Origin of the sequence: Thermotoga sp. Mc24 (genome assembly GCF_000784835.1) — a bacterium.
Classification (GTDB): Bacteria; Thermotogota; Thermotogae; order Thermotogales; family Thermotogaceae; genus Thermotoga.
The window spans coordinates 71,359-96,364 of record NZ_JSFH01000011.1; the positions used below are offsets into that span (position 1 = coordinate 71,359).

Consider the following 25,006-nt stretch of genomic DNA (forward strand, 5'->3'; position numbering starts at 1 on the left):
TCTCACCTCACTCTGAAACGACTATCTCCATTTCCTTCATCAGCCTGTCTTCTTCACTTTCTATCACAACGATGAGTTTGTAAGTTCCGGGAGTTTCGAGTTTTATGATATCGTAACTGGTCGTTTTAAAAATCTCTCTCGAAGAGTATCCATCTATCGTCATCCTGTATTCTTCGGGATAGGCATACGAAAACACAGGTTCTTTGTGTGTCAAAACGATCATGATGTTTCTCAAAATTATATACTTCCGTTTCCTTTCTTCATTCAGAAGTTTCACAGAGAAATCGTATCTTTCACCCGATCCCGTGAACCTTTTCCCTTCGATGACGAGAGTGAGTCCCTCCAAATTTTTCTGATCCTCCTGCGTCACGAAAAGAGGTATCGAGCTTTCTATCAAACCATCTTTTGTCTTCAATTTCAATTCAACGATGTAATCTCCAGATTCTTTTGGGACGGAAAAGCTCACTTCGTGGATCTGCTCGACCATCATTGGATTTACCATGAAGTCTTTTTCTATTGGAATATCTCTTTCAAAGACAGTCTCGTTCCCCTTAAGGATAATAAGGCTGATCGACTCCACGTGAATTTTTCGACTCTTCGAACTTATGTTTTCCAAATAGACGGAAAAATGCGCATCTTCGTAAGGGAAATAAAAATCCTTCAGGCCTTCAACCTCGATTTGCCATTTTTCAATCACCGAAACACTCTTACTGATAACCACCCTCTGGCCATTCAACTTGACAGAAACTGTGATCGTGTAATTTCCTCCAGGCAGATTTGACAGCTCTTCCTCCCTCAGGAGATCAAAGACCAGTACACTTTCAAAAGCTTCCATCTCTTTTTCCACACGCTGTGGAAAATGAAATCCGTACACTGTGTCATTTCCTCTTTTGATGGAAAATACGAAGTCTTCCAGCACAAGATTCTCTTTTTTTCTCTCTCTGTTGAACACTTTCACCCGCACATCGAGAAGATCACTTGGAAGGTAGGACTCCTCTGTTTCTATCACCAGCTGGAAGGGACCGATCACACCTTCCGGTTTGTTAGAAAAAAACGCTTTTGTGAAAAACATCAGGAAAACTACTATCACAAGATTCACAACAAGAATAAAATTCGCCCTGCGGCGAATTCTGTCTTTTCTGTTTCTGAACTCTCTTTCTCTTTCTTCGTCTCTTTTTTGCCACTCTTCAGGGCTCTTAGAAAAATACCTCATAGTGGTGTGGTCACCCTGAAAACTTCTTCGATACTCGTCTGCCCGAGAAGGACTTTCTCGAGGGCATCCTGGAACATAGTGCGCATACCTTTTTTCACAGCGAGCTTTGCAATCTCTGTTTCACTCACTCTGGAAGAGATCAGTTCTCTCAACTCTTCGTCCACAATTAAAACTTCTCCTATAGCCATTCTTCCTCTGTATCTCATTCCCCTACAGGCAGGACATCCCTCTTCTGAAGGATAGTAAATTTGATCCGGAACCTTTCCAAAGAATCGTTCGAAATGGGCTTTCATCTGTTCATCCCGGATTTCCCCGGGCACTTTACACTCATTACAGAGTTTTCTAACCAGCCTTTGACCTATGACTCCGATGAGAGAGGCTCCAAGAAGGTGAGGGTCTATTCCCATTTCTATGAGCCTTGAAACAGCACCGGCGGCGGTGTTGGTGTGAAGTGTACTCAAAACCAGGTGACCTGTAAGAGAGGCTTCCACCGCAAGTTGTGCGGTCTCTCTGTCTCGAATTTCTCCCACCATGATGATGTCGGGGTCCTGTCTGAGGAAAGCTCTCAAGTACCGAGCAAACGTGAGACCTATTTCCGGGAAAACCTGACACTGAGTAACCCCTTCGATGGTGTATTCCACCGGATCCTCAGCTGTTACTATGTTTACACTCTCATTCCTCAAATAATTTATCATGGCAACAAGTGTGGTAGATTTTCCACTTCCTGTTGGTCCGGTGACCAGGATGATACCGTATGGTTTTTCAAGTAATGATAGTATTCGTTTCAAGTTGTATTCACTGTACCCGAGTTCCTCAAGACGTCTGTTCGCATCGGATACCTTCAATATTCTCAGCACGACTTTCTCTCCGAAGGTGGAAGGCATGGTTGATACACGAAAGTCGTACTGCTCTCCACCTTTTATCGTGTAAAACTTTCCGTCCTGCGGGAGCCTTCTTTCCGACACATCAAGGCTGCTCATAATCTTGATGCGTGCCACAACGGAGTTGTGTTGAAGTTTTTGATACTCAAGAACCTTTCTCAAAACGCCATCTACTCTGAATCTCACTCTCACGGTTCTCTTCATCGGTTCTATGTGGATATCACTCGCTCCCATCTCTATGGCACGGTTTATGATGTTGTTGACGAGTCGGACGATGGGAGCTTCTTCTATTTCTCTTTCTTCTCCTGTCTCTTCCTCTTCTTCAACCTGATCCGCTGTTTCTTCTATGGCAACGTAGGGTTCTTCGAAAAGTTCGAGTGGTACACCGAGCACGTAGGTTTGGTATAGAACTGAAAAATCTCTACTCGTTACAAGATAAATCTCCGGATTTTTTCCCGTGAGAAAACGAATTTCCTGTTTGATCCTCGGAATGTTCGTCCCGTTATCCGTCACCACCACGAGAGTTCCGTCTTCCTTCTTTTCTATAGGAATGATGTGCAAAGATTCGATAATGTTCTTTGGAATAGAACCCACCACGTTGAGTGGTATGTTTTTTGGCAATTCTTTCAAGATTGGAACCCCGTACTGCTCACTCAAAGCCTCCAGCAGTTGATCTTCCGTGATGTACCCAGTCTCAATTAAAACTTCCCCGAGTGGCTTCTTTTCCTCTTTTTGAATTTCAAGAGCCCTCTCTAACTCTTCTCTGGTTATGAACCCTTTCTCCACAAGAATTTCTCCCAGCTTTCTGTATCTTCTCAGCATCAGAGAAGCCCCTCCAGGCCGTATCTGTAAATGGCCGGTATGTCGCCCTCTGGGAAGAGGATCTTTTCTTCATCTGGAAATCTCGTAGCTATGAAGATTACACGTATTTCGTCATCGGGTATCTCATCGTCGAAGATGAGGCCGAATTTAACATCCGCATCCTCACTGCTGTTCTGCCTTATGATCATGGCTGCCTCGTGTACTTCCTCCATTCTGATGTTACTGGGCGCAGTTATATTGAACACGATAGAACTCGCGTTTTCCACAGGATGCTCTATCAACTTGCTCTCCATGGCTTTCTTTGCGGCTTCTCTTGCTCTGTGTTCACCCTTTCCGACACCTATACCAAGGATCGCCGCACCGGCATCTTTCATCACCGATTCTATGTCTGCAAAGTCGAGATTTATGTAACCCCTCTTCGTTATCAGTTCCGAGATTCCCTTTACTCCTTGATGAAGAGTCTCGTCGGCCTTCAGAAAAGCATCTTTTATCTTGACATCCCTCGGCAGTTCTTCCATGAGTTTGTTGTTGGATATCTTTATGAGAGTATCCACATGTTTTCGAAGTTTTTTGAGCCCCTCTATCGCTTTTCTGAGCCTTTCCGGGCCTTCGAAATAGAAGGGAGTTGTCACTATGGCCACTGTCAAAATTCCCATTTCCTTGGCAATCCTTGCTATGACGGGAGAAGCTCCTGTTCCTGTTCCCCCACCAAACCCTGCAGTTATAAAGACCATGTGGGTGTCTTGGAGCACTTCTTTGATTTTTTCCTCGCTCTCGAGAGCGGCCTGCTCTCCTATATCGGGGCGTCCTCCCGCACCAAGGCCCCGTGTGATGTTCTCACCGATCTGAATCTTCACATCAGCATTGGAAGCTTCCAGTACCTGAAGATCGGTGTTCACCGCAACAAATTCGACACCGTGTATCCCAATCTCTATCATCCTGTTTATGGCATTGTTTCCGGCACCGCCGACTCCTATGACTTTTATTTTCAAATTGTTCGCCTGGGGGATGTTTCTATTTTCCCTTTTTTTCTCAACATCAAGGTCAAATCCCATACTTTTAACCTCCCGTTCACTCCATCAATTCTTTGAAGAGCCTGAAGATTCTCTTCAACGGATTTTCGTTTTTTACTGGAGTTTCCTCGTAAGGATTCTCTGAGACGGCAAAAACATTTCCAAACGCCGCAGCAAAGGAAGGATCACTGGCAACTTCATCCGCGTTGATAATGGACGGTCTGTCGGAATTTGCGTAACAACCTGTTCTCACCGGAGATTTAAACACCTCTGTGGCCAGTTCGTTTATTCGTGGAATTTTGGCCCCTCCCCCAGTGAGAACCACACCACCAGGTATCCCTATTTCCCCTTCCTCTATTATCTTCGCTTCAACTTCCCTGAAAAATTTCTTGGATTTGCTCATTATCTCTCTGAGACGTGCGTGTATAATGACAGAAAGTTTTTTCGCAGTGGTCGTTTTTATGGTGTTTCCGTCGAGTCCTCTGTACTGGATTTCCTCCTCTTTCAAATCGCTGTAAACAGCATTTCCATGTGTTATAATGAGTCTTTCCGACTCTTCAAAAGAGGTGTCAAGGACAGCGGAAACATCTTTTATAACATGTTTCATCCCCACGGGGACGTAGGATATCTTTATGGGAACACCGTTTTTGTACGCTATCAACCCGGTGAAGTTGTAACCCAGATTCACGACCACTACACCCCGATCTTTCTCGGGCGTGGTGAGAACTCCTTCGGCAGTTGAAACAAGAGAAGACTTCAACTGAAATGGGCTTTTAACGGTATCCTGCAAGAAATTGTAGAACATCTCATAAACTTTCAAAGGTACGACAATGGAGGTGTACTCGATGGTTATTTTTGAAGCCTTCATATCGAGGGGGTTGAAAACGATCCTTTCACCATCCAAGAGATATCTTTTCGAAAATATGTGGAGAGGAGTCTTCCCATTTTCTTTCAACCTTTCAAGGGCTTCCGATTGCATCTCACTTAAGATATCCAGAGTGATGGATCGTTTCTCCTCACCAAAGTCTCTTTCAATCACGGTATCTTCTCGTTCAAAGCTCACACTACTGAAAGATATTACAAAATCACTTCTCAGAGATTTTTGCAGCTGCTCTTCGAGCTCCTTGAGCAAGGTGTTCACAGATTCTTTGAAAGCGATAGCGTCTTTTATTTCACCCTCATCCAGCCCTCTCGATTTCACACTCGAAAAGGCAAGTGTCTCCCATTCCTGATCGCGTTTTCCAAGAACGAGTCCCTTTATGTATCTTGAACCTATATCGATCGAGGTATAATAGACGGTGCGTGACAAGTCAATCACCCCTTATCCACATCAATCTTCCATCTTCTGTCAGAAAATACTTTTCCTTTGCCTTCAATTTCTCAAATTGCTCCATTATTATTTGGAAATTTTCAACAAGATCCTTCCACTCTTCAAAAACAATTATGGCCCCCTTCAACAAAACGATCTCTTTTGACTCAAAAAAAACAGCAGATACCATAGAACTTCTCAGAACAGGAATCAATATATCCAGAATCTCACTGTCTCTCTTTGAAAGTCGAAGCCCTTCAAGCCTGACTTCTAAAAATAGTGGATAGAATTTAAACAACTCCTTCTTCGACAGTGAAACCACCAAACTTCCATCTTCAGCACACAGATAGTAATTCCCTTCATAGAAAACTATTCCTACGGTCTTTTTCGAATCTATTATAATACTTTTTGGAGAAATGTTAAAATTTTCTATCAAATATGAATACACTCTTTCCGGGACCCTCACGCGTTCTCTGCGATTCTGAAAAGTGAAATCCACAAAGAACAGAGTGTAAAGAACAATCATCGTGATGAGGAGAACTCTCAAGGATCTCATGGTCAGATATCCAGTTCTTTCACTTTCAGAGCGTGCCTTTCTATGAACTCCCTTCTGCTGGATGGATCGTTACCCATGAGGATTTCAAAGAGTCTATCCGCTTCTTCGGCATCTTCTATAGTTACCCTTATGATTTTCCTTGTTTCTGGATTCATCGTTGTTTCCCAGAGCTGCTCAGGATTCATCTCACCGAGTCCTTTGTATCGCTGAATTTCGATTTTCTTTCCCTGGAGTTTTTCCTTGTATTCCATCAGCTCAAGATCACTGTAAACGTAGAACTCTTCTTTTCCGGCTTTGATCCTGTAGAGAGGTGGAAGCGCTATGTATACCCTGCCCTGTTCGATGAGGGGTCTCATGTACCTGTAGAAGAGTGTCAGAAGGAGAGTTCTTATGTGTGCACCGTCTATATCGGCATCGGTCATAATGATGATTCTACCGTACCTGAGTTTACTCTCGTCGAAATCGTCTCCTATACTTGTTCCTACTGCTACTATTATGTCACTGATCTGCTCGTTTTTAAGCAATTTGTCGAGGGATGATTTTTCCACGTTCAAAATCTTTCCTCTTATGGGAAGAACCGCTTGAAATTCTCTGTCTCTGGCCTGTTTTGCAGATCCACCAGCAGAGTCACCTTCTACAATGAAGAGTTCCGTTTTCTCTCTATCTGTGGAACTGCAGTCCGCCAGTTTCCCCGGAAGTGCTGTGTTTTGAAGAACGTTTTTCCTCCTCACCATCTCTCGAGCTCTTTTTGCCGCTTCTCTTGCTTGTTTGGTACTCATGATCTTTGAAAGAATAGCTTTCACAAGATCGGAATTTGCGTCGAATATCTTTTTCAGTTCATCTCTCATAACTCTATTTATTGCTTCTTTAACCTCTTCGTTACCAAGTTTTGATTTCGTTTGGCCTTCAAATTCGGGGTTTTTCACGTAAACGCTCACAACCGCAGTGAGACCTTCTCTCACATCTTCACCCTGGAAGGAATCGTCTCCTTTGAGAAAGCCATGTTTTTTTCCGTACTCATTCATGAGTCTTGTGAGTGTGCTTTTAAAGGCTGTAACATGAGTTCCACCATCTACGGTTTTTATAGTGTTCGCAAAAGACATGATCTCTTCGGAATACGAATCAGTGTACTGAAAGGCAATTTCCACTATCACTTCATCTTCTCCGTTTTTCGTTTGCACTTTTTCGGTTCTTTTCATATATATCACATCGTGAAAAACCTTTTTTCCACGGTTCAGATACTTCACATACTCTACTATACCTCCATCAAATTTGAAGGTCTTCTTCTCTCCATTTATTCTGTCTTCGAACTCTATTTTGAGCCCCGGTACCAAAAAAGCTATCTCTCTCAACCTGTGTTCCAGTACGTCAGGATCGAATTCCGTTTCTGAGAATATGAGAGGGTCGGGTTTGAATCGAACGATCGTGCCGTGCTTATCGGTCTCTCCTATTACTTCCACAGGTGTGACCGGTTTACCTCTTTCATATCGCTGCCGGTAAATCTTCCCATCACGATGCACCCGCACCTCCAACCACTCTGAAAGAGCGTTCACCACCGATACACCAACACCATGCAAACCGCCACTTATCTTGTAAGAGTCTTTGGAGAACTTCCCTCCTGCATGAAGAACCGTGAAAACCACTTCCAGAGCACTTCTTCCTTCTTCGGGATGTATATCAACGGGTATTCCTCTCCCGTTATCCTCAACTTCTACACTTCCATCTTCATGAAGAGTCACTCGTATCCAGTCACAGTATCCTGCCAGTGCCTCGTCAACACTGTTGTCCACCACTTCGTACACGAGGTGATGCAATCCACGCTTTCCTGTGGATCCTACGTACATTCCGGGTCGCATTCGGACAGGTTCCAGCCCCTTCAAAACCTTTATACTTTCAGCGGAGTACTTTTCCATCTACTTTTCCCCTCCTGAATCTTATATCTTTGAACAGTTCTTTACCTGATTTTTCATTCAGAATTCTGAGCAAACGATCTTTCTGCATGGAAAGTTCGGTCATCCACAATGAATCATCGCAAACAACGTAAACTGTTCCGTTTTCCACTTTTTCCACCTTCGTGTGCTTTGCTATCACAGGTCCAACTATCTTGTCCCATTCAGAAAGGAGCATCTTTATCTTCAATTCAAAAAAAAGAGGTTGTCTAATGGAAAGTTCTTCGAACAGTTGTCTGAGAAGGATCATATTCCCACCCAGTTTTCTTCAAGGTTTAAGATAAAAGGCTCAAAGTTTTCCATCAAAGTCGCTGTCACAGGTCCTGGTTCTTCTTCGAAAAACAAGTGTTCGTTCAACCTTCTAACAGGAACCACTCCCACACTCGTGTGTGTGAGAAACATTTCATCCGCTTCGAACAGTTCCCAAACCCAAACCACTCTTTCTTCAATGGGTATCTCAAGATTTTTTGCAAGCTTTATAACATTTTCCCGCGTGATGCCATCCAGAATACCGCTGTCGAGCGAAGGTGTAACCAATTTGCCTTCTTTCACCAGAAACACGTTGCTGAAGCTTCCTTCACAAACCTGCCCGTTCAAACCAAGCAGAATTACATCGTAGCAGTCCACTATTTCCATTCTGGCGAGCACTATGTCGGTACGTCCAGTTATTTTGAGAGCCGGTGGGGTGGAGAGATCAGGTATTCTTCGAATACTCGAGATTTTCACGTCAACCCCTGACTCTACATCTGGCACATTGAGTGGTGAAAACACAAAGAGGGTCTCCCCGGAATCAGGAAAAAGATAGACTTTGATTCTCACTTCCTGTTTGAATTCCTGAGCACCTGTCTTCAGCACTTCTGAAAACTCATCAAAACCCAAAGAAAAGGGGATTTTGAAGAAATCGACAGATCTCTTCAATCTGGAATAATGTTTGTAAGCTGCAAACGGGATTCCATTGTAAGTTCTCAAGGTTTCGTACACTGCTCCCTGGAGTGATTTTTCAAACAGGGAGAAATCCAGCGAAATTTCATCCGCGCGCTGAAACTTTCCCCTCCACCATATCAACACGACAGGAAATCACTCCCTCTTCCGAAAGGGATTTCACTCTTACGCTATGAAATTCACCCACACTGTCCCCCACGAACTCGTGCTTCACGTAATACTCGTCATAACCAGAGAGAACACCCTTCATGACGTACCATTCGGCGAGAACTTTTCTTTCTTTCCCAATGATTCTCTTCCTGTATCTGATAGAAACATCTTTCGCTTTCTTCTTCAAAACTTCCAGACGTTCTTTCTTCTTCGATTCGGGAACGCTTCCAACGATTCTACTCGCTGGAGTTCCGGGGCGCGGTGAAAATCTGAAGATATGTATCCTGCTGAACTCCACTTTTTCAACCAGATCCAGAGTCCTCTGAAAATCGTCATCCGTCTCTCCAGGAAAACCGACGATTATATCCGTTGTTATTGAAAAATCTGGATCGATGCTTTTCAATTTGTCAACAACACGCATGAAATCAGAGATTTTGTATTTTCTTCCCATCTTTTTCAGCACATCATCGGATCCACTCTGAACCGAAATGTGAAGATGCGGGCACAACCTGGGATTTTGTTTGAAAGCTTCCACAATCTCTTCATTCACGTCTTCCACATTTATAGAGCTGAGACGCACTCGATAATCCCCAGGAATCTTCTCGATACTTTTCAGAAGTTCGGCAAGTGAAGAACCCATGTCTTTACCGTACTTTCCAAGGTTGACCCCGGTTATCACGATCTCTTTGTAACCCTTTGCCACCATCTCGACAAATTCATCTTTGAATATTTCGAGCGGCTTGCTTCTGATCTTTGTGCCACGAGCCAATCTGATGGCGCAGTAGGTACAGGTGTTGTCACACCCGTCTTCGACCTTTATGTAAGAACGGGTTCTGTTTTCGAAACTTCCCTTCACTTTCTCGTAAACAGGCCTGCCGGGTTCAGATACAACAATCTGTTGTTTCCCGTTCAGGGAGTTAATATGATCCACTATGTGTTTTTTCTCATCGATTCCCAGAACCATGTTCACTGGAAGGTTCTTTGCCTCATCCGGAGAAAGCTGAGCAAAACAACCGGTGAGGATGATTTTTGCGTTTCTGTTCCTGTTTCTGATGCTCTTTATCAATCTCTTCACTTTCTTCTCGACTTCTTTAGTAACGGCACATGAGTTCACTATATAGTAAGAAGCATCACCATCGGGTAAAACCACGTACCCGGCTTTTTCTAACTGTTCAGCCATGTATTCACTTTCGTACTGATTCACCTTACAGCCGAAGGTCTCTATCCTGACAGTTTTCATATCTCCAGCTTTCCCTCCGAAACCACCCTCAGAATGTCTATTCTTCTCACTATGCCAACGAGCTGCATAGCTTCATCGACAACAGGAAGCGATTTAAAACCATGTCTTATGAGATAATCCGCTGCTACAATGAGCGGATCTTCTTCTTTCACAACGACAGGAGGTTTGTTCATAAAATCAGATACGGGTCTGTCCTTTATTTTGACTACGTTTCTTATCAGCTGGTTGGTATCTGGAATGAAAGAAGCGGATCTCAAAAGCGAGAAATAACTGGGCACAAGGGCCTTTATGAGATCGCTCTCACTGACAAAACCAACCACTCTCATATCGTGGTCGACAACGGGAATTCCTGAGAGGTTCTGCCTGGAAAGAAGTTTTATCACTGTTTCAACCGTTTCATCCTCGAAAACAGCGGAAATATCATAGATGACGGCTTCCTTTACCCTCATTTACTTCACCCTCTCTACGGTGAAGTGATCGTACTCCTTCTTTATCACCTCGAGGTCGGGCATGTACTTCTCTTTTCTTCGAGTGGCAGCCAGTGCGGAAGCGAAACCAAATTTTGCCATTTCAAGGAAATTGGCCCCATGATTGATGAAGTAATAAACCATACCGGCAACGTACGCATCCCCCGCACCCAAAAGATGTGATGTGTCTATTTCTTCTTTGGATTTTATAAGCCAGATCCCTTCTCTTGTCGCGACAATATCGTTCTTCACTTCATAAGACACCACGGAAACTTGTGATTTTTCGGCGAGTTTTTCGGCGAGTTTCACATAATCATCAAAGGTTTTCAATTCAACACCAAGAAAAGAAGCATGATTACCTCTCAAATCTGGTTTCACAACGTTGGGATACTCCGGTCCTTCATAGATTCTCTCAAGCAATCTGGGAGTCTGTTCGACGAAGACGAAGATTCCCTTTTCACGTGCGAGCCTCACCAGTTCATTGCATATTCCCTCGTTCACTCCCGGCGGAATACTTCCTGATATGACAACGCAATCGACTTTTGAAAGCGTCATCTTGTATCTTCTCAGAAAGTGTTTCACATCCATCTCTGTAACATTCGGACCGGGAAAATTTATAGCAGTTATCGTTTTATTCTTTTCGTCGATTATCTCTATGTTTTCCCTCGTTTCTCCTTCTACATAAACAAAATTCGTTGTGATCAGCTTTGAAATTTTTCTCAATTCCTCCACAAGAATCTTTCCCATGTATCCTCCCACGAATCCGGTGGCGACTGACGGTACCCCCAGTTTGGAAAGGGCTATAGAAACGTTTATCCCCTTTCCACCTGGAGACATTTGAGTTTTAGAAAGATCTCTTATTCTGTACAACCGGTTCACCCGAAAATCTTCTATAAAAATTTCCCTGTCTAAAGCAGGATTAAGGGTCACCGTCAGGACCATACAATCACCTCGAAATCAAAAGTGGGGAATCACATTTTTAAAACAAAATCCTTGGGACTCCCAACATAATTGATTTTACCATTATTCAGTATCACCAACAAATCGGCGATGTAGAGAAACCTCTGGAGGATACGAGTGGATATGATAAATGTTCGTTCCTCCTTTATTTTGAGGAACATGTCCATTATCTTCTCCAGATTTTCATCGTCAAGGTGATCCAGCAGACAATCCATCAAAATGATACGGGGTTTTTTCTGTTCGAGAATGAAAAGAAGGAGGGAGATCTTTTCGGCAGGGGAGAAGACAGAAAGGGGTGTCTTTCGGCCGCGGATGAGCATTCTCAGTATTCCAAGATCATCGAGTTTCTCGGAAAAATCCTCCAGAGAAATTTTCCTTTTCAGGGCAAGCTTAAGAAACTCATCGAAAGTGTAGTGATTCATCGCATCGATGAAACTCGTATCAAGGTACAGAGCGTTTTTCCTGAGGTAGATATCGTCGAGATCCTGAACATTTTGATCGAATAAATAGACAGAACCGCTTCTGGAAATCTCGTTGAATATTTCAACGTTCAATTTGACGATAGATCTGAGAAGAAAAGATTTTCCGGATCCTCTTGGACCATAAAGAACGTTCATTCCTTCAACAAAGGAAACAGTTATATTCTCAAGTACACTTTTACCATCCACAGATATGGAAAACTTTTCAAACCTTATCGGAAACTTTTCGCTTTTCATCGTTATCTCTTTCTTTCTTCTCGTCGAGCCCCAAACGTCTTTTTATCTCCCTGAGAGCACTTTCATCCCCATCAGTCATCATTTTGAGCAAATCTATTTGCGATAGAACACGAGGATTTTTGGATATTTTTTTCTCCAAGGGGCATCACCTCGTTTTTGATTCTAACCCCAAACCTTTAATTGGACTTGTATGGATCATTACAATTAGAACCAGGAAAATGTAATAAAACGTCTCCAGGGTTAAAATCTATCCTGGAGGTGATCGAATGCGAAATCCACCTTTCATCGTGGAATACGAACTGACACTGCGATGCAACTTCAGATGCAAACACTGCTACTGCGAGGCTGGAAAGTCCCATCCCGAAGAGTTGAGCTTCGAAGAAATAAAGGAACTGATACTCGACATGAAAGAACTGGGTACCTGGGCTCTCGATATCATAGGTGGTGAACCTCTTCTTCATCCTCAAATACTGGATATTCTCGCTTTTGGAAAGAAAGTTGGGCAGCGTCTCATGATCAACACCAACGGTTCGCTCGCCACCAGGGAAATGGTACAAAAAATAAAAAAGGCCAATTCCGACGTGCTTGTCGGTGTTTCTCTTGAAGGCCCAGATCCTGAGATCAACGATTTTGTGAGAGGGGCCGGAAGCTTTGAAAGAGCAGTTCAGGGCATTAAAAACTTCGTGAATGAAGGTTTTCAAGTCACCATTTTGAACGTGATAAACAGGAGAAACTGGAGAAAGTTTGAGAATATGGTAAAACTCGCACTGGAACTGGGAGTTAATGCTCTGTACGTAGATAGGTTCATACCAGTCGGAAGGGGCATGATCCATGCAAGAGAACTGGATATGAATCCCGACGAGTGGAAAGTGGCCATAAAACACGTTCTTGGAGTGATAGAAAACTACAAAGACCGTTTGACATTTTACGTGGAAGAGTCTATATCAGGAAGGCCATGCACTGCCGGTATCACACACGCGTCGGTTCTGGCCAATGGCACGGTTGTTCCCTGTGGGCACTTCAGGTACAGCAAGGAATTCTACATGGGGAATGTGAGAGAAAAGAAATTCTCGGAAATCTGGCGCGAATACACTCCCGTTCCTTCCCCGGCTTCCTGCCAGCAGTGTCCCATCCTGAACAAATGTGGTGGTGGTTGCAAGGCTTATTATCTGCTGAGAGGACACGAAAAAGATGAAGCTATCTGTTTTCTGAACAAAGAGCGGTACAACATAAAGTAACTTAAATGAAACTTGATTGTCACTGTGTGTGCATAGAATATTTTTACCGACTGGTAAGTAAAAAATATGGAGGTGGTTGGATGGCAGTAGGTGGAATCAAAGGAATGATCTATCGCCAGGCAGGAAAACTCGTCGGTTCATTCGTTAAAAACGCTGAAGTGGAAACTCTTGGAAGGATCTTCGGTACTTTGAGCATGTTCACAAAAGAACCCGCGAAAAGCGGTCTCAGAAAACTAGCTGACCTCGCAAAAGAAAGACATCCCATGGTGATGTCATGGGTGAACGTTTTCAAAAAAGCGAGCCCAAAATGTGTTGAAGGGGTTATAAACAACCTGATCATCAACGAATTCGCCCTTGGAGAACCCATCAGGCAGGAAAAGATGCACGAGTACAAAACGGTACTCCCAAAACTCCTCGTTCTGAGCCCCACATACGCCTGTAATCTGAACTGTGTTGGATGTTACGCGGGACTTTACGGTAGAAAATACGAACTCTCTCACGACGAAGTCAGAGACATCTTGAAACAGGCCAACGATCTGGGAATTTACTTCTTCATCATCACCGGTGGTGAACCCTTCTTCTGGCCTCACCTGATGGACATATTCGAAGAATTCAAAGACAGCTACTTCCTGGTCTACAGCAACGGAACTCTGATAAAAGAAGAAACGGCCAAGAAACTCGCAGATCTTGGAAATGTGACGATCTCCATATCTGTGGAGGGTTTCGAAACTGACACAGACTGGAGAAGAGGAAGGGGAATATTCAAGAGAGTCCTCGAAGCCTGGGAAAGGCTCAGAAGACACGGTGTGATTTTCGGAGCTTCTGTGACGGCAACACGAATGAACCACGACACCATAATGAAGGATGAATTCTGGGACTTCCTCGAAGAACAGGGAGTTTCTTACGTGTGGGTATACCAGTTCATGCCTGTGGGAATGAATCCAACGATAGACCTCGTTCCCACACCACAGCAGAGATACGAAAGATTCCAAAAACTTGAACAGCTCAGACTCAGCGGAAGATTCGCCTTCGTCGCCGACTTCTGGAACCACGGGTTCCTCACCAACGGCTGTCTCGCAGCGGGTGCTAAGTACCTCCACATAAACGCGAAAGGTTACGTGGAACCCTGTGTCTTCCAGCAGTTCGCGGTGGACAGCATTCGCGAGAAAAAGCTCATCGACATTCTGAGATCGCCGTTCTTCGAAGCCTACAAGAGGATGATTCCTTACAGCGACAATCTCTTCAGACCGTGTCCGATAATTGACAACCCGAAAGTCTTCAGAGCCATGGTGAGAGCCTTCAACGCAAAACCACAGCACGAGGGATCCGAAAGGGTCATCACAGATCTTGCACCCGAGCTGGACAAACTCGCAGCCGAATGGAAGAAATACGCAGACAAACTCTGGTATGAAGAAGGTTACTCCGAAATCTATCCAGCCAACAGAGGAGTTTACAGCTACGAAGTGAGAATGAGAAGATATGCAGACAAAGAAAAACTCCTCGCGGTGGACAAACGTTACAGGAACTGATGTGGAGGGATCGAATTGAGCTCCGAAACAAGGAGGAAAATCCTCGAAGCGGCGAGGAAGGCATTCTCAAAATATGGCTACGATGGAGTCAGTATGGAAGAAATCGCACGTGAGGCCGGTGTGAAAAAGGCTCTCATCTACTACTATTTTCCAAGCAAGGACAAACTTTTTGAAGAGGTCTGGAGAGAAGCACTCGAGGAACTGGAGAGTCATCTTTTTTCCGTCACTGAAGAGACGAACTCCTACTTTGCGAAAATAAAAAAGTTTCTGAAGTCCTACGTCGACTTTGTTCTGAATAAGACCGTTTTGAACGAAATCATCGAGAAAGAAAAATCGACCGTCAGATTCGAGGAAGAAAAATGGTCGAAACTCAGAGAACGTTATGAAAGCTTTATAAAGCGAGTCGAAGAACTCATAGAAGAAGGGAAGAAACAAAACTACGTTTACAAAGATCTCGATTCCCGGGCTGCCGCGGAGCTGATAGTCAACTCGTTCGGAGACGTTCCAAAGGATAAAAGACTGCTTCAGAACATCCAGGAAATGATACTCAGAGGATTGCTCAATGTGAAAACAGAAGAGGGGCGTTAGCCCCTCTTCATCTTAATCTCAGAATCTTCTTCTTATTCCAAACTCCTCTTCCGCTTTCTGTACCATCTCTTCGAAAATTCTGTTCACTTCTTCGTCGGTCAGAGTTCTTTCCGGGTGCCTGAACACCACATAGAATGTAACACTCACCATATCCTCCGGGATTCCTCTTCCTTCATAGACATCAAACACTCCCACTTCCTCCACCAGATCTCCTCCACTCTCTCTGAAAAGCTCGATGATCTTCACAGACTCAAATCCCTTCGGAAGCAGGAAGGAGATATCTCTTCTCACAGCGGGAAATCTCGGTGTAGGCCTGTAGGCGGGTCTCTTCGATGCGCATTCTCTCAGAAGTTCCATGTCTACCTCGAAGAAGTAGGTATTCTCTTTCACATCGTACTCATCAAGGAGCTTTGGATCTACCATTCCAATAAAACCGATCTCCCAGTTTTCCACGTAGATACGAGCGGATCTGGTTGGGAACAATCCAGGTATCTTTGCGGCTCTGTATTCGACGTTCACTCCGAGTCTGAAGAAGAGTTCATCGAGAACACCCTTGATTGTGTAGAAGGACACGTTTCTTTTATCGGTGTAGTCTCCCGGATTTTCCAATCCACAGCTCATGGCAGAAAGCGTCTCTATCTCCCTGAAATTTCCATTTTCCTCGAAGTAAACCTTTCCGATTTCGAAGAGCTTCAGATCTCTGTTCTGCCTCTTGAAATTTTCAGCGAGCACTTGTATAAGGCTGTAAAATTGTGACGTCCTCATCACATCCATATCTGAAACGATAGGATTGGAGAGAGTTATGGGTTCTCTACCCACCAGAGGCCATCTTTTAACCTTCTGGGAATCCACAAAAGAGAAAGTCACCACTTCATCGAAACCCATTCCTTTCATGAATTGAGAAATTTCCCTTCTGAAGAGCTGTTTCTCATCCCAGCCACGGTTTATTGCAGGAACGCTTATCACCTTCGATTCGACTTTCTCGTACCCGTAAATCCTTCCTATCTCTTCTATGAGGTCTATCTCCCTTTCAACGTCCGGTCTGAAGGTGGGAACAAGAACTTCGTAACTGTCTCCTCTGTCCTCCACCTGGAATTCAAGGTGTTTGAGAATATTGCCCGGCTCTTCAACTTTCGTTCCCAGTATCTTTTCGATTCTGGCTTTTCTGAGCATCACCTTTTTGGATTCTATCTTTCGAGGATAAACATCCCAGAATTTCCCAAGAACATGACCGCCGGCCAGCTTTTGAATCAATTCTGCAAGCCTCAAAGACACAAGTTCCACATCGTTCGGATCCACACCTCGTTCGAACCTGTAAGAAGACTCAGAACTGATTCCAAGCGCTTTGGATGCCTTTCTTATCCTCACAGGATCGAAGTAAGCCACTTCCAGCACCAGGTCTCTGGTGTCATCGTACACACCAGATTCCATTCCCCCCATGATTCCGCCAAGTGCGAGGACGTTCTCACCGTCCGTTATCAGGACTTCTCCGCCCTTCAGCTCGTACTCCCTTTCGTCGAGCAGCAGGACTCTTTCTCCACCCTTTGCAGCCTTCACGATAATTCTTTTGTTTTTTAGCCTGTTCAGGTCGAACGCGTGAACGGGATGCCCCAGTTCGAGCATCACGTAGTTCGTGGCATCGACCACGTTGTTCAAAGAACGAACCCCTGCCGCTACAAGCCTTGCTTTCATCCAGAGTGGCGAATCTTTCACGGTGACGCCTTTCATTATTCGAGCGGAGTATCTCGGGCAACCCTCCACGTCTTCTATCTCCACATCGAACTGAACATCTTCATCCACAAAAGAAACATCGGGTTGAGGCTTTTTCAAAGGCCTTCCGCTGAGGGCAGAGAGTTCTCTTGCAACACCAATGATCGAAAGACAATCGGGTCTGTTCGGAGTTATCTCTATGTCCAAGACCCTTTCGTTGAGTCCGTATTTCTCTATCACGTTCACACCGAGTTCCACGGGTTCAGGGAAACGATAAACCCGGTCGGATTTTTCCTCAAGACCCAGTTCTTCAAGTGAGCAAAGCATGCCCTCCGAGACGACTCCTTTGAATTCACGAGGCTCTATTTTGAGGCCGTTGTTCAGAGTGGCTCCTTCGAGAGCCAGTATGACGTAATCCCCCTCGTTCACAGTCTTATCGGCTGTGATGACCGTGTAGATCCTTTTTCCGGTGTCCACCTTGCACACGATGATCTTTTCTGAGGCGGGATGATCAAGCCGTTCTATCACCTTCGCTGTGATTATCTCTCCGGAGACACTGAACGGTCTCAGAATATCTTCCACACTCGTTCCAGAAAAAGTGAGTCTTTCCGCTATCTGCTCAATGTCCCAATCGAGATCTATGAATTCTCTGAGCCAGGATTCGGGAACTCTCACCTCATCACACCCCCATCAATAGCTGCTGAGAAATCTCACGTCGTTTCTGACGAACTCTCTTATGTCCGTTATGCCGTACTTCAACATGGCGATCCTTTCCACTCCCATTCCGAACGCGTAACCCGTCCATTCTTCCGGATCGTATCCTACGTTCAAAAAGACGTTTGGATCCACCATCCCCGCTCCCAAAATCTCCAACCATCCGTAACCAGAAAGATAGACATCCACTTCGAAACTCGGCTCTGTGAATGGGAAAAAGCTCGGTCTCAAACGAACTCTCGCGTTCTTGCCGAACATTCTTCGCGCGAACTCTTCGAGTGTGAATTTCAAATGAGCCACGCTGAGATCTCTATCCACATGCAATCCTTCCACCTGATGGAACATGGGAAGGTGCGTCGCATCGTAGTCTCTTCTGTAAACTTTTCCGGGCGATATGATAGCGATGGGGGGTTTTCTCTCGAGCATCGTTCTGATCTGGACAGGAGAAGTGTGGGTTCTGAGAAGGAGATCATCCGTTATGTAGAAAGAATCGTGTTCGTCCCTGGCTGGATGCCATTCCGGTGTGTTCAGCGCGTCGAAGTTGTGCCAGGTTGTTTCGATTTCCGGCCCCTCTACCACATCGAATCCCATCGATACAAAGATCCTCTCTATCTCTTCCATAACCTTCAAGACAGGGTGAGAATGTCCCAGTTTCCTCCTTGCTCCCGGTATCGTGACGTCTATTCTCATTTTTTCCATCTTTTCCTGTTCGAGAAGCTTTTGAATTTGCTGTTTCTTTTCCTCGAAGAGTTTTTCTATCTTCTCACGGAGTTCGTTCACTCTTTTACCGTAGGCGGGTCTTTCTTCAGGAGGGAGATTCTTGAGATTTTTCATCAATTCTGTGATCTTGCCCTTCTTTCCGAGAAATTCTATCCTGAAACTTTCCAGCTCCTGAACATTCGATATCTTTGATAATTTCTCGAGGGCTTCCTTCTCGACGACTTCTATCTCCATCTCTCATACCCCCTGTTATACAAAAAAATGGCGGAGGCGGTGGGACTCGAACCCACAAGGGCCTCACGGCCCACCGGTTTTCGAGACCGGCTCCTTAGCCAGTTCGGACACGCCTCCGCGTCCTTCCATCTTCATATTTTATTTCATTTCGCCGCTAATTTCAATATTTCACGAACGTCTTCTCTTTCGAGCACCATTATTCTTCCCAAACTCGCTCCCTTGGGTTTCAGATTCTTTTCCACAAGGAGCATGACGTTGTCCACGATCTTGTCTATATCTTCCTCTGGAATTCCCGCATCCCTGAGGGATACAGGAGCTCCCACCTTCTTCAGCCAGTTTTTGAAAGCCTCGATCCCTTTCAGAATCAGTTCCTCACCTTCACCTTCAAGTCCAAAGATCTTCCTTGCAAACCTTTCGAACTGCGCAGGATTCTCTCTGTACACGTACTTCATCCATGCCGGAAACACAATGGCGAGACCCGCTCCGTGTGCGATGTCGTAGAGAGCGCTGAGAGAGTGCTCGATCCTGTGGCAAGCCCACTCTCCGCCCCTTCTTCCAACCGCCATCGTTCCATTGAGAGCGATCGTTGCAGACCACGCGAGATTTGCCCTTGCTTCGTAGTCGTCTGGTTTCTCTATCAACCTTTCTGTCATTTTCATGATCGTTCTGATAGTACCTTCCGCTATTTCGTTGGAGATCTCAGGACTGCTCCCATCGAAATAGTACTCGAGAATGTGTGAGATCGCATCCACAGCACCATAAACTGTTTGTTCTTTTGGAAGAGTGAATTGAACAGATGGATCGATTATGGATACTTTTGGATAGAGAGCCTTTGAACTCACTCCATATTTTTCTTTCGTTTTCTCGTTCGTTATCACGGCGTTACCGTTCATCTCCGTTCCTGTTGCCGAAATTGTGAGTACATCGAAAACAGGAAGAGCTCTCTCGATCTGGTATTCACCAATGAAAGCATCCCATATGTCACCCTCGTAGAGAGCACCGGCTGCTACCGCTTTTGCAGAATCCACAACGCTTCCCCCACCGACTCCAAGAACGGCCTCCACCTTTTCTCTCTTTGCCACCTCAACAGCTTCATAGACCTTGGAGAGAACTGGATTCGGCTTGACACCAGATACTTCTATCCATTCTATTCCGTGCTTTTTCAGTGAATCGACAACCTGATCATAGACACCGTTTCTCTTTATCGATCCACCACCGTAGAGGAAAAGAATCTTTCTGATTCCTGCGCTTTTTATTTCTTCTCCTATTTTTGGAATCGTTCCTCTTCCAAAGACGATCTTCGTGGGATTGTGGAAGACGAAGTTCTCCATCGATTACCACCTCCTCATTTCGATTGTATCACGATAACTCAATCCCTATCTGGAAGGATCAGGTTCAGGAAGATGCCTACGAGGGCAGCAAGTCCTATTCCCTTCAATTCAACTCTACCTACCTTCAAAACCGCACCACCGATACCCACAGTGAGCATCAGGGCAGTGATCATGAGGTTTCTCGGTTTGGAAAAATCCACTTCCGCGTTCACCATGGTTCTCACACCAATAGAGGTGATCATACCGAAGAGAATGAGGCTCACTCCACCCATCACCGCCTGAGGAATCGTCTGGAGGATCGCGCCGAACTTCGACACAAAGGCAGCGAATATGGCCACAAGAGCGGCTCCTCTGAGAACGGAAGGATCGTACACTCTCGTGAGGGCCAGCACTCCCGTGTTTTCACTGTAAGTGGTGTTCGCAGGACCTCCAAGAAGACCGGCCACAGCCGTTGCAAGTCCATCACCGAGGAGTGTTCTATGAAGACCAGGTTTGTCGAAGAAATTCTTTCCGACAACCGCTCCGTTGGTAGTGATGTCTCCAAGATGTTCCATGAAGGTGGCAAGGGTCACCGGAACGACCATGAATATCGCTCCGTAATCGAACTTTGGGAGCATCACTTTCGGTACGCTGAAGAGAGGGGTGTTCAATATCGCACTGGTGTCGATCTTTCCCATGAAAAGCCCCGCGATGTATCCAACAACGACTCCTGTGATCACCGGAACCATGCTGAAGAATCCCCTCGTCATGGTTGAGACGAAAACGACAGTGGCTATGACGATGAGGGCGAGTGGCCAGTCACTCGATGCCATCTGGATGGCAACGGGGCTGAGTGTGAGTCCTATCACCATGATCATACTTCCGGTGACAACAGGAGGGAGAATCTTTTTCACCTTTTCTGGGCCAACTGCCTTCACTATAAGAGCGTACAGAGCATAGAACAGACCTGCCACGAAGATTCCGCCCGTCGCGTAGGCGAGATCTCCATAGATCTCTTTCACTGCCAATATTGGAGCGATGAAGGCAAAGCTCGACCCAAGAAAGACGGGCACAATTCCACCGGTCACAAAATGGAAGATGAGCGTGCCGACTCCCGCGGTGAGGAGCGCCACAAGAGGATCGAGCCCCGTGATGAGAGGAACCAACACAGTGGCACCGAACATGGCCACGAAGTGCTGAAGTGCCAGCAGGAACCATCTCCATCCACTGACCTTGGTAACCGCTCCTTCGAACTCCATGAGAACACCTCCTGACATTTAAAAATAAAGGCTCTTTGAAAAGAGCCTTCAGTTTCTGTTTTTCAATTTTTCTCTCAAAACGAAGAAGACGAACTTTGAAACCTGAACGGGAACTTTTCTTTTACTCAAAGGAGACTGGAAAAACCTGTAAAGCCACTCCAGGTTCATCCTCTGAACCCACTCCGGTGCGCGTTTCTTTTTGCCCGATACGACGTCTATGGATCCTCCAACTCCCATGGCGAGCTTCACGTTCAGCTGTGGAAAGTTCCTGTATATCCACTCTTCCTGACGGGGAACACCCATTCCGACGAAGAGAAGATCGGTCGAGTTTCTGTTTATGTCTTCAACGATCTTCGGTGATTCTTTTTCGAAGAAGAAGCCATCGTGACAGCCCACAACCTTCACTCCCGATTTCTCCAGCACTTCTTTTGCCTTTTCAACGATTTCCTTTTTCGTTCCAAGAAGATACACCTTCCAACCTTTTTCCTTTGATCTTTCACAGAGGTGCTTCATGATCTCTATTCCAGGCAGTCTCTCGGTCATCTCTCCCGTGAGGGTTTTCATGGCCCAGACAACACCAAAACCATCAGGTACAACGAGGTCTGCAGAGTTCACGATAGCCCTATATCCTGCATCTTCTATGGCCTGCAATAGAATCGAAGCGTTCATGGTAACAACAAAGGTTTTGATGTTCTTCTCTATTCTCTCTTCGATTGTGTTCAGAAATTCCCGTCTTGTCCCAGATAAAACCTTCGTTCCGAAAAGTTCGATCTCTTTCACCCCGTTTTCCTCCAAAAAAAAGCGGAGGGAAGACCTCCGCTTTCTGCTGGTGCCGAGGGCGGGACTTGAACCCGCACGGGGAAACCCCCACATGATCCTGAGTCATGCGCGTCTGCCAGTTCCGCCACCTCGGCACTCCTCTCCGTTCAGATAGTTTAGCACCTTCTTCCGCGAGCGTCAAGAGTTTTCCCTCTTTTCCAGTATCATAGGCTGGACGATCAGCGTGAAAACAGCCCCAACCCCTATCCCAAGCATCATGAGTAGAGATATGTTTTTAAAGAGTGCGAGTTCAGAGAAGAGAAGAACGGCGAATCCCGAGATCAATCCCAGCGCGTTTGTGAGAACAGATGGTCCCACGTTCTTGACCACAAGGTACGGATCTCTCAGCCTCTTCTCTTCCGAAGCAATGTGAATGGAATAATCTATCACAAGACCCATGAGAATACCGGAGGTGATCGATGTTGACACATCCAGACTGATCCCAAAGAGGGCCATGAACAGGAAGTTGAACACCGTCGTGAAAGCGATTGGAACCATCACACTGAGTGTGGTGAGCGGTCTTCGGAATATGATGAAGACCATGGCAAAGATCAGAACTGAAGCAATGACGATGCTCTGTATCTGTGATTTCATGATGCTTTCGTTGATATCGTCCCAGATCAGAACGGATCCCGCCACATAGTGTGACCAGCCCGTTTCGCTCATCACTTTGTTGATCAGATCTACCACTTTTTTCACATGTTCGTATCCTTCCGGTGTGAGATTGACGATCAACCTTATCCTGTTTCTATCTCCGATGAAGGTCTTGAGAAACGGGTTCGTTCTGGAGAGCGCGTACATTATCGGAACGGGAATATCCACAGGAAACACCACACTGGAGACGTACTCGCTCTTTTCTATCTTTTCGATTAGCTCTTTCAAGGTCTTGGAATCCGTCCCAACGAATGGAACAGTTTTCTCCAGCACCAGATAGATCGGCTCTCTCGTGTTGAACTTTTCCACGATGAGGTCGTAAGCTTTTCTGAGTTCGGAATCCCTGTCGAAATAAGACACCATATCCGAACCCACCTGTACTCTTTTGAGCAGAAACGGTGAAAGAACCGCTATCACCAGGAAGACAACGAGGACGATCAGAGCGATCTTTCTTCCCACGTACTTCATACCAAAGTTCCTCGGAGTTCTCTTTGGAGTGTAGTTTCTGAAGATCTCCACACCGGATGTGAATATCACAAGAACCACAACAGCGAGTCCGGAAGAAACCAGAATTCCGAGTTCTCTGAACGCCCTTATATCGATGAAGACGAAAGACATGAATCCCGCTGCGGTGGTGAGCATCGAAAAAAGTATGGGTTTGAAGATGTGTTTTACCGCCTCTTTTTTTCACTGAACCTGAACAGCGCGTTGTAGAAGTGAAGCCCGTACGCAGAGCCGATGATGAGGAGAAAGGTGATGGTCATCACGGTCATGGTGTTGAGGCTCTTTCCCATAGCGAAAAACACAGCGAACACAAAAAACGTGGACAGCACAGGAACCATCAAAGAAAAGAGTGCTGCTCTGAAGGATCTCAGCTGGTAGTAGAAGAGAAGAAAGATCACAAGAAACATGAAAATAGGATAAACGAAAGTCTGCCTCACCAGCTCTTTGAAAAGAGCGCTGTCTATCACTGGTTCACCAAACAGGTAATTTTTCTCGAAGTAGCCGGACACGAGACTTTTTATCTCGGGTATTTTGTCCCTTGCGTTGACACCTTCTTTGAATATCACGTTCAAAAGCGCGTACTTCCCATCTTCTGTGATGAAACTCTTCGCGTTCGGGTCATTCAAAACGTCGTTTGAAATTTTCCCATCTTTGAAGTAATAGTCCATTCTGAAACCAGAAAACCTTGGAAGGTTCACGGGACTCATAACACTCGAGATGTCTTCTCTTTTTTCCAGAGCCTCGTGGAGTTCGTACAGAGCCCTTGCGTCTTCGAAGAAGTTCTTATCACCTTCGACAACGATCACAATCGAGGAACTTCCGCCGAACTCCCTGTTCACACGAAAGAGGTTCTTCACGTTTTCGTTCGTGGTCTTTTCAGGATCTCCATTGTAACCTGGAAGGAACACCTCAGGACCGGTCTCTATCTTTCCAAGAGAAAAAACAACAAGGAACGAAAGGAAAACCAGCACCACGTATATTGTGGTGAAGAAGTACCTTCTCATGCTACCTTCCCTCCCTCGACAAGGCTTCCACCATTCGATTGAATCCTTCGCTCACCACTTTGAGATCTTCCTCGGAAAATTTCTCAAGAACACTTTTCAAAAGACTTTCGAAGTTCGAAAGAATCTCTTCGAAGATTTTCTTTCCCTTTTCGGTCAAGACCACCCGGTACGTTCTTCTATCAACAGGGTCCATCTCTCTGACGACCAAGCCTCTTTTCTCCAGAGAATCCACCACGTTCGTTACGTTGCTCTTCGTTGTGGAAAGAAACTCCGCTATCTCCTTCATCTTTTTTGGACCGAAGAGAGCCACGTAGAGGAACGCGTAGAGCTCCGTTGTTTTCATGTCAGAGACCTCCTCGTTCGATGGAAGATAACTGGAAAACCTCATCACGAGCGAAAAGAGTGTTCTGAATATCTCCAGAGCATCCATATCTTCACCCCCCATTTTTTGACAGTTCAATTATAGAACAGTTCAATTATTTTACCAAATGGTTCACCATCCGAA

Annotated in this window: 24 protein-coding genes and 2 tRNA genes; 3 read left to right on the forward strand and 23 right to left on the reverse strand. The window is 45.3% G+C overall.

Annotation, left to right across the window (positions count from 1 at the left end; all coding sequences use genetic code 11):
- Positions 1 to 7: 7 nt before the first annotated feature.
- From MC24_RS07240 to MC24_RS09745, 13 genes are all read right to left on the reverse strand, one after another.
- Entirely contained in the window at positions 8 to 1,213 is a 1,206-nt protein-coding gene (locus MC24_RS07240; protein WP_038054024.1) for a COG1361 S-layer family protein, read from the reverse strand.
- Positions 1,210 to 2,916, reverse strand: coding sequence for a GspE/PulE family protein (locus tag MC24_RS07245; RefSeq protein WP_038054025.1), 1,707 nt, complete (start codon positions 2,914 to 2,916; stop codon positions 1,210 to 1,212). Before MC24_RS07245 ends, MC24_RS07240 begins: the two co-directional genes overlap by 4 nt.
- Complete coding sequence (ftsZ, locus tag MC24_RS07250) at positions 2,916 to 3,971, reverse strand: cell division protein FtsZ (RefSeq protein WP_038054032.1); 1,056 nt, start codon at positions 3,969 to 3,971, stop codon at positions 2,916 to 2,918. Before ftsZ ends, MC24_RS07245 begins: the two co-directional genes overlap by 1 nt.
- 16 nt (positions 3,972 to 3,987) lie before the next feature.
- Positions 3,988 to 5,238, reverse strand: coding sequence for a cell division protein FtsA (locus tag MC24_RS07255; RefSeq protein ID WP_038054034.1), 1,251 nt, complete (start codon positions 5,236 to 5,238; stop codon positions 3,988 to 3,990).
- 1 nt (position 5,239) lies between these two features.
- Positions 5,240 to 5,794, reverse strand: coding sequence for a DUF4894 domain-containing protein (locus MC24_RS07260; RefSeq protein WP_038054035.1), 555 nt, complete (start codon positions 5,792 to 5,794; stop codon positions 5,240 to 5,242).
- A gap of 2 nt (positions 5,795 to 5,796) precedes the next feature.
- Complete coding sequence (gene gyrB / locus MC24_RS07265; RefSeq protein ID WP_038054037.1) at positions 5,797 to 7,707, reverse strand: DNA topoisomerase (ATP-hydrolyzing) subunit B; 1,911 nt, start codon at positions 7,705 to 7,707, stop codon at positions 5,797 to 5,799.
- Complete coding sequence (locus tag MC24_RS07270) at positions 7,688 to 7,993, reverse strand: DUF721 domain-containing protein (RefSeq protein ID WP_038054040.1); 306 nt, start codon at positions 7,991 to 7,993, stop codon at positions 7,688 to 7,690. Before MC24_RS07270 ends, gyrB begins: the two co-directional genes overlap by 20 nt.
- Complete coding sequence (locus MC24_RS07275; protein ID WP_038054042.1) at positions 7,990 to 8,811, reverse strand: aminotransferase class IV; 822 nt, start codon at positions 8,809 to 8,811, stop codon at positions 7,990 to 7,992. Before MC24_RS07275 ends, MC24_RS07270 begins: the two co-directional genes overlap by 4 nt.
- Positions 8,771 to 10,075: a tRNA (N(6)-L-threonylcarbamoyladenosine(37)-C(2))-methylthiotransferase MtaB gene (gene mtaB / locus MC24_RS07280; RefSeq protein ID WP_038054045.1), complete on the reverse strand. Its 1,305-nt coding sequence runs from the start codon at positions 10,073 to 10,075 to the stop codon at positions 8,771 to 8,773. Before mtaB ends, MC24_RS07275 begins: the two co-directional genes overlap by 41 nt.
- Positions 10,072 to 10,524: a CBS domain-containing protein gene (locus tag MC24_RS07285; RefSeq protein WP_038054049.1), complete on the reverse strand. Its 453-nt coding sequence runs from the start codon at positions 10,522 to 10,524 to the stop codon at positions 10,072 to 10,074. The genes mtaB and MC24_RS07285 overlap by 4 nt, the downstream gene beginning before the upstream one ends.
- On the reverse strand, positions 10,525 to 11,379 hold the full coding sequence (locus MC24_RS07290) for a 1-phosphofructokinase family hexose kinase (protein ID WP_235280350.1): 855 nt from the start codon (positions 11,377 to 11,379) through the stop codon (positions 10,525 to 10,527). It lies immediately after the preceding gene.
- A gap of 134 nt (positions 11,380 to 11,513) precedes the next feature.
- Positions 11,514 to 12,218: an ATP-binding cassette domain-containing protein gene (locus MC24_RS07295; protein WP_038054058.1), complete on the reverse strand. Its 705-nt coding sequence runs from the start codon at positions 12,216 to 12,218 to the stop codon at positions 11,514 to 11,516.
- The gene (locus MC24_RS09745) at positions 12,187 to 12,357 is read right to left on the reverse strand and encodes a hypothetical protein (protein WP_156105098.1); all 171 of its coding nucleotides are present in this window, start codon (positions 12,355 to 12,357) and stop codon (positions 12,187 to 12,189) included. Before MC24_RS09745 ends, MC24_RS07295 begins: the two co-directional genes overlap by 32 nt.
- Before the next feature lie 127 nt (positions 12,358 to 12,484).
- Between MC24_RS09745 and MC24_RS07300 the strand changes: the two genes are divergently transcribed.
- The 3 genes from MC24_RS07300 to MC24_RS07310 all read left to right on the forward strand — a co-directional run bounded on the left by MC24_RS07300 (position 12,485) and on the right by MC24_RS07310 (position 15,573).
- Positions 12,485 to 13,456 carry a radical SAM/SPASM domain-containing protein gene (locus MC24_RS07300; protein ID WP_038054060.1) on the forward strand — a complete coding sequence of 324 codons (972 nt, stop codon included), beginning with the start codon at positions 12,485 to 12,487 and terminating at the stop codon, positions 13,454 to 13,456.
- A gap of 80 nt (positions 13,457 to 13,536) precedes the next feature.
- Positions 13,537 to 14,985: a radical SAM protein gene (locus MC24_RS07305; protein ID WP_038054063.1), complete on the forward strand. Its 1,449-nt coding sequence runs from the start codon at positions 13,537 to 13,539 to the stop codon at positions 14,983 to 14,985.
- A gap of 15 nt (positions 14,986 to 15,000) precedes the next feature.
- On the forward strand, positions 15,001 to 15,573 hold the full coding sequence (locus MC24_RS07310; RefSeq protein WP_038054068.1) for a TetR/AcrR family transcriptional regulator: 573 nt from the start codon (positions 15,001 to 15,003) through the stop codon (positions 15,571 to 15,573).
- 18 nt (positions 15,574 to 15,591) lie between these two features.
- Here MC24_RS07310 and pheT read toward each other — a convergent pair whose 3' ends face one another.
- The 10 genes from pheT to MC24_RS07355 form a co-directional block, all read right to left on the reverse strand.
- Entirely contained in the window at positions 15,592 to 17,958 is a 2,367-nt protein-coding gene (pheT, locus tag MC24_RS07315; RefSeq protein ID WP_038054071.1) for a phenylalanine--tRNA ligase subunit beta, read from the reverse strand.
- 15 nt (positions 17,959 to 17,973) lie between these two features.
- The gene (gene pheS, locus MC24_RS07320; protein ID WP_038054072.1) at positions 17,974 to 18,951 is read right to left on the reverse strand and encodes a phenylalanine--tRNA ligase subunit alpha; all 978 of its coding nucleotides are present in this window, start codon (positions 18,949 to 18,951) and stop codon (positions 17,974 to 17,976) included.
- Between the two features lie 28 nt (positions 18,952 to 18,979).
- Positions 18,980 to 19,068, reverse strand: a tRNA-Ser gene (locus MC24_RS07325).
- Positions 19,069 to 19,094: 26 nt separating this feature from the next.
- A complete protein-coding gene (locus MC24_RS07330; protein ID WP_038054075.1) occupies positions 19,095 to 20,282 on the reverse strand; it encodes an iron-containing alcohol dehydrogenase in 1,188 nt (395 codons plus the stop codon).
- A 38-nt stretch (positions 20,283 to 20,320) separates the two neighbouring features.
- A complete protein-coding gene (locus tag MC24_RS07335; RefSeq protein WP_038054078.1) occupies positions 20,321 to 21,520 on the reverse strand; it encodes a uracil-xanthine permease family protein in 1,200 nt (399 codons plus the stop codon).
- Between the two features lie 48 nt (positions 21,521 to 21,568).
- A complete protein-coding gene (locus MC24_RS07340) occupies positions 21,569 to 22,300 on the reverse strand; it encodes a WecB/TagA/CpsF family glycosyltransferase (protein WP_038054225.1) in 732 nt (243 codons plus the stop codon).
- A gap of 47 nt (positions 22,301 to 22,347) precedes the next feature.
- A tRNA-Leu gene (locus MC24_RS07345) sits at positions 22,348 to 22,434 on the reverse strand.
- A gap of 43 nt (positions 22,435 to 22,477) precedes the next feature.
- Positions 22,478 to 23,635 (reverse strand): MMPL family transporter, encoded by a 1,158-nt coding sequence (locus tag MC24_RS09930; RefSeq protein ID WP_268745481.1) that lies wholly within the window; start codon positions 23,633 to 23,635, stop codon positions 22,478 to 22,480.
- 29 nt (positions 23,636 to 23,664) lie between these two features.
- Positions 23,665 to 24,501, reverse strand: a complete 837-nt coding sequence (locus MC24_RS09935; RefSeq protein ID WP_268745482.1) for an MMPL family transporter — start codon at positions 24,499 to 24,501, stop codon at positions 23,665 to 23,667.
- 1 nt (position 24,502) lies between these two features.
- The gene (locus tag MC24_RS07355; protein ID WP_038054080.1) at positions 24,503 to 24,931 is read right to left on the reverse strand and encodes a MarR family winged helix-turn-helix transcriptional regulator; all 429 of its coding nucleotides are present in this window, start codon (positions 24,929 to 24,931) and stop codon (positions 24,503 to 24,505) included.
- Between the last annotated feature and the right edge of the window lie 75 nt (positions 24,932 to 25,006).

Bases quoted from the DNA above. Each gene is read 5' to 3' on its own strand.
- MC24_RS07240 (WP_038054024.1), bottom strand. From the start codon at position 1,213: ATGAGGTATTTTTCTAAGAGCCCTGAAGAGTGGCAAAAAAGAGACGAA.
- MC24_RS07245 (WP_038054025.1), bottom strand. From the start codon at position 2,916: ATGCTGAGAAGATACAGAAAGCTGGGAGAAATTCTTGTGGAGAAAGGG.
- ftsZ (WP_038054032.1), bottom strand. From the start codon at position 3,971: ATGGGATTTGACCTTGATGTTGAGAAAAAAAGGGAAAATAGAAACATC.
- MC24_RS07260 (WP_038054035.1), bottom strand. From the start codon at position 5,794: ATGAGATCCTTGAGAGTTCTCCTCATCACGATGATTGTTCTTTACACT.
- gyrB (WP_038054037.1), bottom strand. From the start codon at position 7,707: ATGGAAAAGTACTCCGCTGAAAGTATAAAGGTTTTGAAGGGGCTGGAA.
- MC24_RS07270 (WP_038054040.1), bottom strand. From the start codon at position 7,993: ATGATCCTTCTCAGACAACTGTTCGAAGAACTTTCCATTAGACAACCT.
- mtaB (WP_038054045.1), bottom strand. From the start codon at position 10,075: ATGAAAACTGTCAGGATAGAGACCTTCGGCTGTAAGGTGAATCAGTAC.
- MC24_RS07285 (WP_038054049.1), bottom strand. From the start codon at position 10,524: ATGAGGGTAAAGGAAGCCGTCATCTATGATATTTCCGCTGTTTTCGAG.
- MC24_RS07290 (WP_235280350.1), bottom strand. From the start codon at position 11,379: ATGTCTCCAGGTGGAAAGGGGATAAACGTTTCTATAGCCCTTTCCAAA.
- MC24_RS07295 (WP_038054058.1), bottom strand. From the start codon at position 12,218: ATGAAAAGCGAAAAGTTTCCGATAAGGTTTGAAAAGTTTTCCATATCT.
- MC24_RS07300 (WP_038054060.1), top strand. From the start codon at position 12,485: ATGCGAAATCCACCTTTCATCGTGGAATACGAACTGACACTGCGATGC.
- MC24_RS07305 (WP_038054063.1), top strand. From the start codon at position 13,537: ATGGCAGTAGGTGGAATCAAAGGAATGATCTATCGCCAGGCAGGAAAA.
- pheS (WP_038054072.1), bottom strand. From the start codon at position 18,951: ATGGAGATAGAAGTCGTCGAGAAGGAAGCCCTCGAGAAATTATCAAAG.
- MC24_RS07330 (WP_038054075.1), bottom strand. From the start codon at position 20,282: ATGGAGAACTTCGTCTTCCACAATCCCACGAAGATCGTCTTTGGAAGA.
- MC24_RS07335 (WP_038054078.1), bottom strand. From the start codon at position 21,520: ATGGAGTTCGAAGGAGCGGTTACCAAGGTCAGTGGATGGAGATGGTTC.
- MC24_RS09930 (WP_268745481.1), bottom strand. From the start codon at position 23,635: ATGCTCACCACCGCAGCGGGATTCATGTCTTTCGTCTTCATCGATATA.
- MC24_RS09935 (WP_268745482.1), bottom strand. From the start codon at position 24,501: ATGAGAAGGTACTTCTTCACCACAATATACGTGGTGCTGGTTTTCCTT.
- MC24_RS07355 (WP_038054080.1), bottom strand. From the start codon at position 24,931: ATGGATGCTCTGGAGATATTCAGAACACTCTTTTCGCTCGTGATGAGG.